The sequence below is a fragment of the Rhizobium indigoferae genome, assembly GCF_034554815.1.
Lineage (GTDB): Bacteria > Pseudomonadota > Alphaproteobacteria > Rhizobiales > Rhizobiaceae > Rhizobium > Rhizobium leguminosarum.
On record NZ_CP140636.1, the window covers coordinates 349,728 to 364,979 of the forward strand.

A 15,252-nucleotide genomic window follows, 5' to 3' on the forward strand; every position below is an offset into this window, starting at 1 on the left:
ATTTCTTTTCGATTTTACGCAATGCATGCTCGATCACTCGACACAGCATCGAAAGTGCTTGAGGTTTTCTTGCCTCGTGCCGCCCGATACTTGCGGCACGCGTCCCTTGTGACGGTAGGCGCCGACCTTGTGGCATCGGCACGCCATGGCAGACTCCAGGACGTGCAAGCGCTTTTGGAGACCGCCCGCATCTAGCCTTGTGGCCGAGGTAATTATCGCGCATTCTGGTGTGCGAAGAAAAGCCGCTTCGGCACTAGCGAAGGAGAGAGGAGGAGTGTTCTCATCGCGTGACTGGCGCTGCGCTGGTTGGGCTTTGCCCGATGCTGCTGCGGTGAGGGTGGACAGAATAAATCCCAAGACGTCGATTCACCTTGAGGGCCCTGACGATTGACCGAGGCGCCAGCAACCATCATTGTCATCGATGATGACCCGGAAATCCGCGAGGCGCTTGGCAGTCTGCTGCGTTCCGTCGGCTTTGCCGTCAATCTCCTTGCTTCGGTGGGCGACTTCCTCAGGTCTGAGCGACCCGACGGACCGACCTGTCTAGTGCTCGATGTCCGGCTTCCGGGGCAAAGCGGTCTTGATTTTCAGCTCGAGCTGTCGCGAGAAAATATTCAGCTGCCGATCGTCTTCATCACCGGGCACGGCGACATTCCCATGTCCGTCCAGGCGATGAAAGGGGGCGCGGTCGAGTTCCTGACGAAACCGTTCCGAGACCAGGACTTGCTCGACGCCGTTAACGTCGGCTTGGCGCGCGACCGCGTGTGGCTTGAAAATGAAAAGGCATTGGCGACGGTGCGCGCGCGTTTCGATAGCCTGACCCCGCGGGAGCGCGAGGTGATGGCTTTGGTCGTGACCGGAAGGCCAAACAAGCAGATTGCCGGCGATCTAGGCGTGAGCGAGATTACAGTGAAGGTTCACCGCAGCCAGGTCATGCAGAAGATGGGCACCAGATCCCTGCCCGAACTCGCGCGTATGGCTGATAAGCTGATGCTCGCTCCGGGAAAGCCGCAAACGCACTCATAAAGGTCCTGGCCGCGCGTATAGGTCACCCCCACCTCATTGGTTATCGATCCTTCCTGATGGCCAATAGCCCAGGCGGGAGCCCTGCTCTATGGTGCGCGTTCCTTTCCTCCCATCCTCCCAGGCCGGATCGCCACCGATCGGCCCGCCTTGGCCTCCCACCCCCGCGGGAGGCTTCTTTTTGGCCTCAGCCCGGCAAGACACTTTCGACTCCAACGAATCGCAACCGACGGCACGACTGAGGCCCAGGACGACTTCGCCGACATGACTCGCTGAGCAGAAGTTCGCTGATGGGTATCGGTGCCGGTATTCCAAAGTATCGCGAAGGCGAAACCACAGTATAATTTCCCGTCGTCCCTTCCGTCGCTAGACTCTATCCGTTGCCTCCGGAGACAGGTAGCGAATCCCCCCGTTGCTACCCACCAAGCTTCGGCGCTCCCTTCATCCGAAGCTCTGCGGGTCCATGACCCGCCCGACCGCCCAGCAGCCGCTGGGCGGTCTTTCGCAGAGGCGGACCACGCATCGAACGGGCGGGTGGCCGCTCGTTGTTGGGACGAACAGGCGAGATGTGGTAAGAAGATGGCGAAGTGGTCGCGGTCGTCATATGTGCTCGCTTTGGCCAATTTGACGGGACGGATCTCCGAAACGAAAATGGCAGTGCCGGATCCGACAGGCGAGATGCCGAAGTCGGCAAGCAGGCACATCCTCTTGCTTCGGCGTTGGTGGAGATGAGTTTGGAGGTTCTTTGGGAGGACGGTGATCGCGTGTTCCGGCGGGAACGGCGCCTAGGTGCCGACGGCAAGTGGAACCCGGTACTGGTCGTGCTTTCGGCCCTCGAGTACCCGACACCTTCGAGCCTCGGCCGCCTCGACCATGAATATGGCTTGAAGGACGAGCTTGATTCTGCATGGGCGGTGCGACCGCTTGAGTTGGTGCGCGAAGGCGGCCAGACGATGCTGGTGCTTGAAGATCCGGGCGGCGAGCCGCTCGCCCGGCGGCTCGGAACGGCGATGGAACCGGAGCTTTTCTTGCGCCTCGCGATCGGCATCGCCGCCGCGCTGGGCAAGGTCCACCAGCGCGGTCTCGTCCACAAGGACATCAAACCGGCCAATATCCTGGTAACGGGCACGGGCGCCGAGGTGCGGCTAACCGGCTTCGGGATCGCCTCGCGCCTCTCCCGCGAGCGCCAGGCCCTCGAGCCGCCCGAAGTGGTCGCCGGAACGCTTGCCTACATGGCCCCCGAACAGACCGGGCGCATGAACCGCTCGATCGATTCCCGCAGCGACCTTTATGCGCTCGGCGTGACCCTTTACGAAATGCTTACCGGGAGCCTGCCCTTTTCCGCCTCCGACCCAATGGAATGGGTGCATTGCCACATCGCACGCCAACCGACGCCGCCCAACGAGCGGGCGGTGGATGTTTCACCGGCGGTATCGGCCATCGTCATGAAGCTGCTCGCCAAGACGGCCGAGGAACGATACCAGACGGCAGCCGGCGTCGAGCACGATCTGAGGCGCTGTCTCAGCCAATGGGAAATGCGGTGCCCGACCGACGCATTCCCGCTCGGCGAACGCGATATCCCGGACCGCCTGCGGATTCCCGAGAAGCTGTACGGGCGGGACCACGAGGTCGAGACCTTGCTCACTACCTTCGACCGCGTGGTGTTGAGCGGGGCGCCGGAGTTGGTCTTGATCTCTGGCTATTCCGGCATCGGCAAGTCGGCGGTGGTCAATGAACTCCACAAAGTTCTGGTGCCGCCGCGCGGCCTGTTTGCGTCCGGCAAGTTCGATCAGTACAAGCGCGACATTCCGTATGCGACCCTGGCACAGGCTTTTCAGAGTCTTATCCGGGGGCTTCTCGCGAAGAGCGACGCTGATTTGGCACTCTGGCGCGAGACCCTGAGAGAGACGCTGGGGCCGAACGGACGGCTGATGGTCGATCTCGTCCCCGAACTGAAGCTCATCATCGGCGACCAGCCGCCGGTGGCTGAACTTCCGGCACCGGACGCGCAACGGCGGTTCGAGCTGGTATTCCGCCGTTTCATTGGTGTCTTCGCCCAGCCCGAGCATCCGCTGGCACTGTTCCTGGATGACCTGCAGTGGCTTGACACGGCGACACTCGATCTGCTGGAAGACCTCCTGACGCGGTCGGATCTGCGACACCTGATGCTGGTTGGTGCCTATCGCGACAACGAAGTAAGCGCCACCCATCCGCTGATGCGGACACTTCGCGCGATCGAAAGCGCCGGCGGCAATGTCGCGGAGATCACGCTTGCGCCGCTTACAAAAGGCCATCTCCGGCAGTTGATCGCGGATGCGCTCCACTGTCAGCCCGATCGTGCGGCCCCGCTCGCACAAATGATGCACGACAAGACTGGCGGCAATCCGTTCTTCGTCCGTCAGTTTCTATTTTCGCTCGCCGAGGAGGGAATGCTCACCTTCGATCATGACGCGGCATGCTGGTCCTGGGATCTCGGTCGCATTCACGCCAAGGGATACACCGACAACGTCGTGCACCTCATGGTCGGCAAGCTCGCGCGCCAGCCGCTCGAAACGCGGGAGGCGTTGCAGCAGTTCGCTTGTCTTGGAAACATCGCTGATACCACGATGCTTTCACTCGTCCTCGGGATCCCGGAGGAGCAAGTCGCCGGGGCCTTATGGCCCGCCGTCGCTCACGAGCTGCTCGAGCGGCTGCCAGACGCCTACCGGTTCGTCCACGATCGCGTTCAGGAAGCGGCCTATTCGCTGATCCCGGAGGAGCGACGCGGCGAGTTGCACCTTCGCATAGGGAGACTGCTTGCGGCGAACACCGCGCCGGAGTTGATTGACGATTATGTCTTCGAGATTGTCAGCCAGCTCAATCGGGGAGCCACGCTGATCACGTCGACCGAGGAGCGCGAGCAACTGGCCGAGTTCAATCTGCTGGCTGGCAAGCGCGCCGAGGCGTCGACGGCATACGCCTCGGCGCTCAACTACTTTGTCGCCGGCACGACGCTGCTGCCGGAAGACGCGTGGGAGCGCCAGCGCCAGCTGACCTTCGCGCTTGAGCTGAACCGAGCCGAATGCGAGTTCCACCTGGGCGCGCTGCCGGACGCGGAGGAACGGTTGGCACGGCTTTCCAATCGTGCTGTCTGCTCCGACGACCAGGCTGCTGTCGCCTGCCTGCGCATCGATCTCTATGCCGCGCTCGGTCAGACCAGTCGCTCCGCCGCGGTCGGTCTCGACTACCTGAGGCAGCATCTCGGCGTTGACTGGTCGCCGCATCCGGCCGACGAGGAGGTGCAACGAGAATACGACCGGATATGGTCGGGGCTCGGGAGCCACGCGATCGAGGAGCTCATTGACCTGCCGCTGATGAGCGACCCAGCGTCCTCCGCGACACTGGATATTCTCACGCGGCTCGTTGGGGCGGTATGGCACACGGATGCGAATCTGGCATGCATGGCAATCTGCCTGGCTGTGAACGTGAGCCTCGAGCGAGGCAACAGTGACGGCTCCTGCTACCATTATGTGTCGCTTGGCTATATTGCCGGGCCGCGCTTCGGCGACTATGAGGCCGGATTCCGGTTTGGTCAGCTAGGCTGCCAACTGGTCGAAACGCACGACCTGAATCGCTTTCAGGCCAGGACTTACAAAGACTTCGGGGCCCACGTCATACCGTGGACGAGACATGTCCGAATCGGCCGCGACATCTTGCTGCGAGCGCTTGACATCGCCAACCAGAGCGGCGACCTCACGTTTGCCGGATACAGCCATGTCAGCTTGAACTCGAATCTGCTGGCGGCTGGCGATCCGCTTATCGACGTGCACCGCCAAGCGGAGGTTGGCCTCGCGTTCGCGCGGGAGGTGCGGTTCCAGTTCGTTGTGGACCTCGCCAGCGCGCAGCTCGGACTCGTCCGGACACTGCGGGGGTTGACCCGGAAATTCGGCTCCTTTGATGACGACGGTTTTGACGAAGTTGAGATCGAGCGCCGGTTTTCCGAAAATCCGAATCTCGCGGAAATCTGCTACTTTGTCAGAAAACTGCAGGCGCGGTTCTTTGCGGGCGACCATGAGGCGGCCGTGGATGCCTCGTTACGGGCGCAGAGACTGCCGTGGACATCGGTGGCGCATTTTGAGGAAACGCCGGAGCATCATTTCTACGGCGCCTTGGCCCGCGCCGCATGCTGCGACTCGACCGCGGCCGACCAGCGGGCGCGGCATACGGAGGCTCTGGTCGCCCACCACCGACAGCTTGAAATCTATGCGAAGAATTGCCCGGAGAACTTCGAGAACCGAGCAGCGCTCGTCGGCGCCGAGATAGCGCGCCTTGAAGGCCGCGAAATCGACGCGGCGCGCCTTTACGAACATGCGATCCGCTCGGCGCGCGCAAACGGCTTCGTTCATCATGAAGCCCTCGCATATGAACTCGCCGCCCGCTTTTATGCGCGGGGAGGTTTCGAGGACTTCGCTCGTCTTTATCTCCGCAACGCGCGTGGCTGCTATCTGCGCTGGGGTGCCGACGGCAAGGTGCGACAACTCGACCAACTCTATCCCGACCTGAGAGGGGAAGAACGTGCTCCCCCTCCAACGAGTACCATTGGTGCACCGGTCGAACAACTCGATCTCGCTACCGTTATCAAAATCTCGCAAGCCGTGTCGGGAGAGATTGTTCTTCAAAAGCTGATCGACACGATCTTGCGGACCGCCGTTGAGCAGGCGGGCGCCGAGCGCGGCCTGTTGATCCTGCCGCGTGGGGGTGAGTCACGGATCACGGCGGAGGCCACGACGGGCGGCGAAACGGTCGTGGTGCGGATGAGTGACGAGATCGTGACTGGGACAACCCTGCCGCAATCCCTCCTTCATTATGTCTTGCGCACAAACGAAAGCGTTGTTCTCGACGACGCCATGGCTCAGAATCCATTTTCCACGGACCCCTACATTTGTCGGCACCGGGCTCGTTCCATTCTCTGTGTTCCGTTGCTCAATCAGGGCCAACCTGCCGGGGTACTCTATCTTGAGAACAACCTCGCCCCCAGGGTCTTCGCGCCGGCCCGGATCGTGGTGCTGAAGCTGCTCGCATCTCAGGCAGCGATCTCACTGGAGAATACCCGGTTGTACCGCGATCTCGCTGAACGCGAAGCCAAGATCCGTCGCCTCGTCAAGGCCAACATCATCGGGATCGTCATCTGGAATATCGAAGGTCGCATTCTGGAGGCCAACGACGCGTTCCTCCGCATGGTGGGATACGACCGAGAGGATCTTGCCTCGGGTCGGCTTTGCTGGACGGACCTGACACCGGCCGAATGGCGCGACCGCGATGAACGGACCGTCGCGGAGTTGAAGATGATCGGGTCGGTCCAACCCTTCGAGAAGGAGTACTTTCGGAAAGATGGCAGCCGTCTGCCCGTGCTGATGGGCGGTGCTCTCCTAGAAGAAAGCAGGAACGAAGGTGTTTCTTTCGTCCTCGATTTGACGGAGCGCCGTCAGGCCGAAGAGGCGTTACGGGAGAGCGAGGAGGCCTTGCGCGAAGCGCTGGGGCAACTTGCCCACGCAAACCGCGTCGCCACGATGGGGCAGCTCACAGCCTCCATCGCCCATGAAGTCAATCAGCCGCTCGCCGCGTCGCTCACCAACGCCCAGGCGGCCTTGCGCTGGCTCGGTAACCGTCCGCCGAATCTGGAGGAGGTGACTCAGGCGCTCGGCCGGATTGTCGAGAACGCCAATCGAGCCGGCGATGTCATTGGCCGGATCCGTGCCTTGATCAAGAAAGAACCCCCTCGCAAGGGGCAATTCGACCTCAACGAGGCCATTCGTCACGTGATTGCCTTGACCGGCAGTGAAGTGCTCCGGCAAGGCGTCACGCTGCGGACCCAATTCGCGAGGAGCCTCCCGTCGGTGGAAGGGGATCGTGTCCAGTTGCAACAGGTGATCCTAAACCTCATCATGAACGCCATCGAGGCGATGAACGGCGTTAATGAGGAAGAGCGCGAGTTGCTGATCAGCACCGGGACAGGCTCGGGAGGCGTGGTCGTCAGGGTGCGCGACTCGGGTCCAGGCCTGGACCCGCAAAGCATGGACCGCATTTTCGAGGCTTTCTACACGACCAAATCCAGTGGCATGGGTATGGGCCTGGCGATCTCCCGTTCGATCATCGAGGCTCACGGGGGCCAGATGTGGGCCACCGCTAATGACCCTCGTGGGGCAGTGTTTCTGTTCACCCTGCCTCTAGAACGAGACGAAATCCACACAACGCATGCCGACCAAATCACAATGCCGGGAAAATAGGACCAACAACTGGCTGAAGCTTTCGCAGCCAGTGCTGCTCTCGGCGAAGTGTGAAGGCGTCGGCGGGCCTCTCTTCTCCATCGCGAGACGACCGAGGTGCCGGTGAAACTGAATTCACCTTCATGACGCGGTCAGCGGGCGAATGGAGGCAGCAGTGGAGAAAGCAACAAGCGCATCGCAAGGGGCGAAATCGTGCCACGGGAAGCTGGACGCGATGAGCAGCACTACCATGTCCGCACCAGCTAAACGGTGCTTCGCCCCAAGTTCGATGATCCAGGTGCGGACCAAGAAGCCCTATCGAAGACGCAGATCGTTTGGCTTAATGCATAATCACGGAACTCACTGAAGGGCAAAGATCCTCGAAGTCCTCCACAAGACGGAAAAGCCCGAAGGAGTAGCACAAGAGACCGAACCGCGTCCCGGTCACAAACAGGGTAAAAGCAGATCTCCCGGCGCGCAAAGCTTGTCCCCAGGGAGGCGTGATTGTTTCGCATGGCATGACGGAAAACATCATCAAATGAGCCCCAAAGGCCGTATTCGGCCATGATGAACCATCTGGCGGCATGTGGAGCGGAGAGCCCGGAGCCCAGGGCCAAGCTTTCCCATGTGCGCTGGGAAACAAGGTCAACGGGACCAGATCGATTTCGATTCGGTTGAGTTCATGTGTCATGGCGTCAATCCTTGGAAGGAACGCGAAAGAACGAAGAGGCAAACGGTGCGACCCGTAGGCTCCCCGGCCACCTTGTGTGGTGAAACCGTCGTCCCGACTGATCTTGATGCAGGTACTACCCCCGCTGCGTGATGAACTCCCGAGTGAGTCTGATCCCGCGCGGAAGAAATGTACCCTGACCGTAGCAGGACGCTGCCCGACCCGCCATTGATCTGGAGGAAGGATCGGGGTAGCGAACAGGAGGGGATGACTTATACGGAGGTTTACGAGTCCTTGATCGAAGTCGGCAAGCCGCGTGATGTCTCCGCTGGAAAGTCGACCATCACCCGCGTCGCGATAAGATGCCCTCGGCTGGAATGGACGACCATGACGCCGATATCGCGCTCGTTTTCCGAGGGCTTCATGCTCGAAAACGAGTGGCCGAGCCTGGTATGGCTCCCTAGCGCCCGCCTGTTTGCTGCGGTCGTATAATTTCCGCATACACAAGTATGATGGTGGACCTGTACACTTTGTTTTAACGTTTGCTCATAAGTGCCGGCTTCGCCAAGCTGCTCATCCTCGCACCGGCTTCGCTGGCCATTAGTGTGTTGGAGCCATGGGGAGTTTTCAGGTTCCAAAACCGTTAGGGAAGGACGCAGAATGCCGACGGTATCTCCGACTCCGATCACGCCCCCAGACGAGCACGTTGTGACAGCCCGCGAGGCGCTTGAGCCCCTCTACGAAAGACTGGAGCTTCACACCGAATCCACCTTGCTTTCGGCGGCAATGGCCGCCGGATGGCCAGCCGAGGAAGCAACGAGGGCGCTGGCTGCCCTTAGATTGCAAGACGCGCTCAATATTCTTTGCCGAGCGAATTCAAGTCCAAGCATATCGATGCACGGCCAAACGGCTGAATGAAATGGCAGTCTACGCGAAGTTCCAAGGGAATTGATCCAACGGGGATATCCAGCAGCACGATCAACGAAGTCTGCGTCAATGGAAACGTCCTCAAGCAATTGAATTTTGGAAGAAGATGTCGCCATGGCTGCCCAACGCTGCCCGGCGCGCTCTTTGACGATCGCCGAGACGATGTCTAGTTCCTGAGATCAAGGAATTCGTGGAATTCAACGGGCTGTGCGACACAGGCGTTCAAGCGGAGCTTCTAGCTTCCGCGGCGGCTCGGTCACGGGGTGATCGAAACAACGCAGGCCCGCCAGCACGTCCAATTTGACCTCAAGGAAGTGGTACAACAAGCCTCAGTCTGGTCAATCTGGCAATCCAATCCGTTTCCCGACGACGACCACCTGTTCGCGTTCCCAGGGGCGTGTAAGACAAGAGCTTATTCCGAAACGGCCCAGAGCCAATAGCCTCGAAACAGCCGCGAGCCTGCGCGGATGGCCGGTTGCTTTTAAAGCTGTTCGACAAAACACCAGAGGCTCACTTGGTTGCCACGATTTAGTAGATTGACCAAGTTGTCGGCCTCCTCGGCGGTGAGCATGTCCATGACAAACCCATCGATGATGGCCGCCTGTCCGCTGACTTTATCGAACACCGTCCAGTAAATATTGAGGTTCTTGCAACGGCTATATCTTTGCGATGCCATCGTGAACGGCCTCCGTATGGTAACGACTTTGGTCAGTTGTGAGCGATCTATCAGACATGACTGCCTGGCGGCTCTTGGACATCCGCGAGGCTCGTGACGTCAGGCGGCAGCTCGGCAGAGGGCTCGCATTCAGCGGGTGGTAAGGGAACTCTTGCACCACAGAGAGTCAGGCCGCTCGTTGCCTTTAGGAAGGCGCTCACAGTAGAGCATTTTTGTACGCGCTAATGAAGAGATGCGTTGGAATCAGGCACGCTATCTGTTCGTATAGCCTTCCAAAAGCTCGCATCATCCACCATTGACAACGAGCAGCACCTGATGTCGCGGGGGGCACATAGTTCCGCTCGTAGGTCTGGATGACCACATCGAAGCGGCTTTCCATCTGTCAGATGATCGATGCGGCGCAGATAGATCGATGCGCCTGTGGGACTTGGAAAAAGCAGCTTGAAGAAGATCATCCTCCTGCCACCAGTGTCCTCTTATTCTCCACGATGGACACGGTGTCGACGAGCAGCTCCAGCAGTTCCACACACACCTCAGTCCGGACATGATGCGGCAAATGGCCCACGCCCCTGAGCGTTTTGAAGACCGCCTGGTCGTGGTTCCGTTGGATCCACGCCGAGTGCCACCGATAGTCGATCACCCCGTCCCGGTCGCCGAAGACAACGGTTATAGGCAGGTCGGACGAGAGGCGCCCGAATGCGGCCATGTCGGCGTTGAAGGCGGACAGTTCCGCGACCATGGTCTCGATTGTGGGCGACGACACGATGTGGCGCGCGGGCAAGGCTGCCAAGTATTCCGGTACGGGATTTGGAGCGGCCGAGGTTCGCAGCGCGGAGCGGAAAATCACCTCCGGCCAGCGAGTGGTCATCTGGCGGCGGACGGTGGATCCGATCATCGGCATCATCGCCGTACGCAACAGCACGAAAGGCTTGAAAGGAACTGGCCTGCAGCAAGGTGCGATCAGCAACATAGCCCTAACGAGGTCCGGCCTGCGCTGCGCGAGAAGAAGTGGCGGTGCGCAACCGATAGAATGGCCGACCAGCACGCGCGGCCCGCCTCCTATATGCTCAAGGAAGGTTTCGAGCCAGAAGGACTGCCCGAGAGGTCCCTGACTTCCGGAAGGTAGTGGAGAACTGAAGCCGTAGCCTGGGCGATCAGGTGCAATGATCCCGATGTTCTCGTGGACTTCGAAAGGAGCGACAACCTCCTCGGCAAGGCTTCCGCAGCCGTGTAAGAAAACGACCTCTGGGCGGTTCGCCCGACTTCTTCTCAACATATGGATTTTATGATCGTGGACTTGCAGAAGCTCGCCGACGCGAGGGACGTTTGCACAAGGATGCTTCATACGCGCCCAACGTACTTTTCAGTCGATTGTTCCGACTGGTAGGCGGTGGGATCTACGCCTTTTTGCGGTTGACCGGGTTTAGGAAGGCACGATCGCACAAGTAGCTCTGCAAAGAGGATCTCATTCGTTTTGCATTCTCCTGTGCGATCCCGAACTACCGTGACCCGCCCCGGCTCGGCGCCGCTGTTTTTCGGACCGTATGCCCTAAAGCCCGTCGAGGGAGGTACGTCGCAACCATTGCCGCGGCCAATCTGCGCCCTAATTTCAAAAGACTTGGTGAGAACGACCGACACCTCGATGTCTTCGAGCGACGCCAAGATCACGGAGGCGGAATTGGAAAATGACCTCGGCTCCCGCCGCGTCTATTCGACCTCGCCATCCTCCCCTTCACGCATGCCTGCCTTCGCGAGTGTTCTCGCTGTTATTGCCATTCTGTATTTCGGCAAGGAAGTGCTTCTTCCTCTAGCAATCGCAGTGCTGTTGACGTTCGCATTGGCTCCCATCTCCTCTCGTCTTCGAAAGCTTGGCATGCCGCGTATTGCGGCAGTCATAGTCACTGTCGTGATCGCTTTTCTTGTCCTCGTCCTGTTCGGGCTTGTCGTAGCAGGACACGTAGCCGAAGTCGCCCAGAACCTTCCGGCCTACCAAGGCAACATCATAGCAAAAATTCGGTCTCTCCAGGAAAGTGGAACGGATAGCGGTATTGTACGGCGCCTGACATCAGTCGTTGAGAGCGTCGGTCGTGAGCTCAGCAACGCCGAGGAGCGCCCAGTTGCTCCCGGTACCGCATCACGACCAAGGGAGCCTGTGCTCGTTGAGATATTCGCGCCGACTAGACCAATTGAAACGCTTACTAGCCTGATTGGTCCGCTGCTCGGCCCCATCGCCTCATTGGGTTTGATCATCGTCGTCGTAATATTCATGCTCTTAGAGCGGGAAGAGCTTCGCGATCGCTTTATCCGGCTTGTTGGCTATGGTGATCTGCATCGCACAACAGAAGCCATCCAGGAGGCAGGTAGCCGCGTCGCGCGGTATCTTCTTATGCAGCTGGTGGTGAACTGCGCCTATGGCGTCCCCTTGGCGCTCGGACTATGGGCGGTTGGCATTCCAAATCCAGCGCTTTGGGGGATGCTAGCCATCGTCCTTCGATTTGTCCCTTATATCGGGCCTGTAATCGCGACGGTTCTGCCGATGTTCCTGGCCTTTGCAGTTGACCCTGGCTGGAGCCTTGTTCTGTGGGTTGGGGCCATTTTCCTCGTGCTGGAATTGACCAGCAACAACGTCATCGAGCCCTGGCTCTATGGTTCTCGTACCGGCCTCTCTCCGCTGGCAATCATCGTCGCGGCGATTTTTTGGGCATGGCTGTGGGGACCAGTCGGTCTTGTGCTGTCCACGCCGCTGACCGTGTGTCTTGCAGTGTTGGGCCGGTATGTCCCGCAATTCGAGTTCCTTGAGGTCGTTTTTGGTAGTGACCCGGTGCTCGATCCCAAGGAGCGGCTGTACCAGCGGCTTCTTGCCGGCGATCCCGATGAGGCGACCGATTTCGCTGAGGAATTCCTCGAGGAGGATTATCTGGAGGATTACTATGGCAAGGTTGCCATTCCCGCCCTTCTACTCGCGGAGAAGGATAGGCGTCGAGGCGTCTTGACCCCGGAGCAGATGGAACAGGTGTTTGGGACCGCCATCACACTGGTCTCGAACCTTGCGGAAATCGCGGAGGAAGAAGAGCAGGAAGAGGAAGAAGAAGAGGAACAGAAGGAGAAGGAGAAGGAAGCGGCAGGTCGGCCCAGCACCCCTCCCAAGGAAGGGATTCGGGATGAAAGCGAACTACCTGACGGACGGGGCAAGACTGTCTTTTGCGTCGGAGGCAGAGGCCCCCTCGACGACGCGTCGGCTGCGATGCTTGCCCAGATTCTTCAGGTACAGGGCGCCGAAGTGGTCGCAGCGAGGCATTCTGACATCCCCAATCGCCGTGCCATGAGCCTCGTTCCGAAACAATCGAACGCCATCGTAGTTTGCTTCCTCAACGAGGACTCGGCAAGGCATGCCACCATACTTGTTCGTCGGTTCAAGCGCATATACCCAACCATTCGCGTCGGCGCGGTCCTTTGGGTGGAAAACCAGGAGGAAAGGCAGCCGCCCGCGCTTGGGGAGGCGGATTTCGTTGCCACAACCTTGACCTCGGCTGCCCGCGAGGCACTCGCAGATGCACCACCATCATTGGTGACGCCCGCGCGCAAGATCCGTACCAGGCGGTCCTCGAATACAGGCATAGCCGCCGCGCGCTCCGGGATTTAGGTGTCCAAGGGGCGGTCAGGCCGCCATAAGATGCGCCCAGTCAGTCGGTAAGACCAAGCTAACAATAGTGAGCAAATCGTGGGCAGTTCCCGAAGCAGTAAAGCCTACGACCGTGCGACAAGCCCACCGGTTGCTAAACTTCGCAAATCAGCTCACTTTGACCACCGACGATGCGGAGCTGATCAAGGAGTGGCCCCTATCGACCGCAGCCACGCTCGGATCATCCGTTCGCGCGACGGGGATTCTGATGGAAATTCGCGCACGTCTGCCTTTGGCGGTGAGAAAGTCGCTCGAAATCGAGGCGGGTGCTCTGACATTGGCGATGGCTGAAACGGCTAAGAGTGCGTTCCGTGCTGCTTCTCAGTTGTTTCCGACGTGCTCGAAGACATCGAAACCTTGCCTGTGATCCCTCCTGAAATCCAGGATATCCTGACGAGCTCTACTACCGAGAGACATCGCTGGCTCAGCGACGGGCGCTTGCGCAGCGCTGGAACCCGCACGGTGAAGCTGCGTGGGCGGGCGAGGAAAATTACCTTCCACGTATTAGACCCGCGCGTGGTGGAGGACATCCTCGACCGACACCTGGTGACAGTCTGGCGCGAATAGGATGCTGAAGCTACGGTCGAGAAACGACGCGTTCGCTGAAGACCAAGGCCAAGACCCCTTCGAAACCTGATGCCGACCCCGACGATGCGTCACGTTCGAAACCTCTCGGCTGGGAAGAGTTCAGTCGCGATGGGTTGCTCCGCTAAGGCGGCGGAACCTCTGCAACGCAGTTTTCGATCCCTTCCCATGGTCGCCGAAGGCATTTCGGCGAACTTGAAGATCGGGTCGGCATTACAGACATGGAGGCCTCCACCCCTCCATCGGCATGCTGCAATACAGCCTTGCGGAATATCTCCTTCGCGAGGAGGACGTGACAGTTAAGACTGTCACCGAGGGAGTTCCGTGTCTTCGGCGACTTGCGGACGCCGACGAGGGATCTACATTCCCCAGATGAAAATCTTCGAATCCGGCGACGGCTCTCAGCGGAATTCGCTTCGTGAGGTGCTGCGAAGCCTCGACAGGGCCGACGGCAGACAGGCGATCGCCTTTCGGCTGGTATTTGCTGCCATTGACGTTGCTATTCTCGCCTTCTTCCTGCTCGGCCCGTACCTGCGATCCGGTCCGTCCTATCTAATTATCGACTATGCGATAGCAGTGTGGATCGCCGCCGAGATGGTCGGCCGGGCGGTCGCCGCATTCTCTGTGCGTGAGTGGATTCGGCGGCCGATGACCTGGATCGACTTCGTGGTGCTGGCCACGCTGTTGCTGCCGGACCTGCTCTTCAATTTCGCTTTCCTACGGATCATGCGGTTCTGGGCGATCGGCACGAGTCCGCTGCTCAAGGACTTGCTGCGCAAGGCCGGCTACTTATACCTTCTCGACGTCGTCCGGGCGGTGATCAATCTCCTTGTGTTCCTCTTCATGGCAACCGGGTTCGTCTATACGTCCTTCTTCTACAACAGGGAGGGAGGCGAAGGATTCGTCGATGCGCTATACTTCACGGTCGCGACGGTAACGACGACGGGATTCGGGGACATCACGCTTCCCGGAACGCTGGGCAAGCTCACTTCCGTTGTGACGATGATCGTCGGCATCTCGTTGTTCGTCAGGCTTGCTCAGGCAGTCGTCCGCCCTCACAAAGTGACCTATCCCTGTCACCGATGCGGCCTTCAGCGCCATGACGCCGACGCCGTTCATTGCAAGGCGTGCGGAGACGTCTTGAACATCCCGGACGAGGGATCGTGACCGTCGATCCTGGCTAGACGATACGGTAGGATTTGCACGCAGCCGTTGTCTAAGAGGGCGCCTCAAGGCCGTGACGCGGTTGACGCCACCCGATAGCCAGCTCGACATCTGCAGCGCATTGTCGCGTGTTGATGTCAGGATCACAAAGTGCGGCCGCTTCGGCCCCATCTCAGTGAACTGGCGGCGGAACACGTCGATGTCGATGTGCGTAACTACGCCGGAAGAGCGAAATCCACGCGCTGGTCGATGAAGACTGGCTCCCCGACAGGTGCAGTTG

8 protein-coding genes and 2 pseudogenes are annotated in these 15,252 nt (G+C 59.7%); 7 read left to right on the forward strand and 3 right to left on the reverse strand.

Annotated elements, in window-relative coordinates:
• Positions 1–387: 387 nt before the first annotated feature.
• The 4 genes from U5G49_RS25460 (at position 388) to U5G49_RS25475 (ending at position 8,856) form a co-directional block, all read left to right on the forward strand.
• Positions 388–1,026: a response regulator transcription factor gene (locus tag U5G49_RS25460; RefSeq protein ID WP_018246394.1), complete on the forward strand. Its 639-nt coding sequence runs from the start codon at positions 388–390 to the stop codon at positions 1,024–1,026.
• 731 nt (positions 1,027–1,757) lie between these two features.
• Positions 1,758–7,289, forward strand: coding sequence for an AAA family ATPase (locus U5G49_RS25465; protein ID WP_193443574.1), 5,532 nt, complete (start codon positions 1,758–1,760; stop codon positions 7,287–7,289).
• A 916-nt stretch (positions 7,290–8,205) separates the two neighbouring features.
• On the forward strand, positions 8,206–8,430 hold the full coding sequence (locus U5G49_RS25470) for a hypothetical protein (protein ID WP_246288832.1): 225 nt from the start codon (positions 8,206–8,208) through the stop codon (positions 8,428–8,430).
• A gap of 168 nt (positions 8,431–8,598) precedes the next feature.
• Entirely contained in the window at positions 8,599–8,856 is a 258-nt protein-coding gene (locus U5G49_RS25475; RefSeq protein ID WP_112908566.1) for a hypothetical protein, read from the forward strand.
• Between the two features lie 490 nt (positions 8,857–9,346).
• Here U5G49_RS25475 and U5G49_RS25480 read toward each other — a convergent pair whose 3' ends face one another.
• Both U5G49_RS25480 and U5G49_RS25485 read right to left on the reverse strand, forming a co-directional pair.
• Positions 9,347–9,541, reverse strand: a complete 195-nt coding sequence (locus U5G49_RS25480; protein ID WP_018246390.1) for a hypothetical protein — start codon at positions 9,539–9,541, stop codon at positions 9,347–9,349.
• Positions 9,542–9,992: 451 nt separating this feature from the next.
• Positions 9,993–10,886, reverse strand: a complete 894-nt coding sequence (locus U5G49_RS25485; RefSeq protein WP_193443542.1) for an alpha/beta fold hydrolase — start codon at positions 10,884–10,886, stop codon at positions 9,993–9,995.
• A gap of 297 nt (positions 10,887–11,183) precedes the next feature.
• Between U5G49_RS25485 and U5G49_RS25490 the strand changes: the two genes are divergently transcribed.
• The 3 genes and pseudogenes from U5G49_RS25490 to U5G49_RS25500 all read left to right on the forward strand — a co-directional run bounded on the left by U5G49_RS25490 (position 11,184) and on the right by U5G49_RS25500 (position 14,975).
• A complete protein-coding gene (locus U5G49_RS25490; protein ID WP_193443572.1) occupies positions 11,184–13,184 on the forward strand; it encodes an AI-2E family transporter in 2,001 nt (666 codons plus the stop codon).
• 157 nt (positions 13,185–13,341) lie between these two features.
• A pseudogene (locus U5G49_RS25495) lies at positions 13,342–13,936 on the forward strand (hypothetical protein).
• A gap of 244 nt (positions 13,937–14,180) precedes the next feature.
• Positions 14,181–14,975 (forward strand): potassium channel family protein, encoded by a 795-nt coding sequence (locus tag U5G49_RS25500; RefSeq protein ID WP_018246385.1) that lies wholly within the window; start codon positions 14,181–14,183, stop codon positions 14,973–14,975.
• Between the two features lie 72 nt (positions 14,976–15,047).
• On the opposite strand, the pseudogene U5G49_RS25505 reads toward U5G49_RS25500, so the two are convergent.
• Positions 15,048–15,179: pseudogene (locus tag U5G49_RS25505) on the reverse strand (alpha/beta hydrolase); the annotation flags it as partial.
• Between the last annotated feature and the right edge of the window lie 73 nt (positions 15,180–15,252).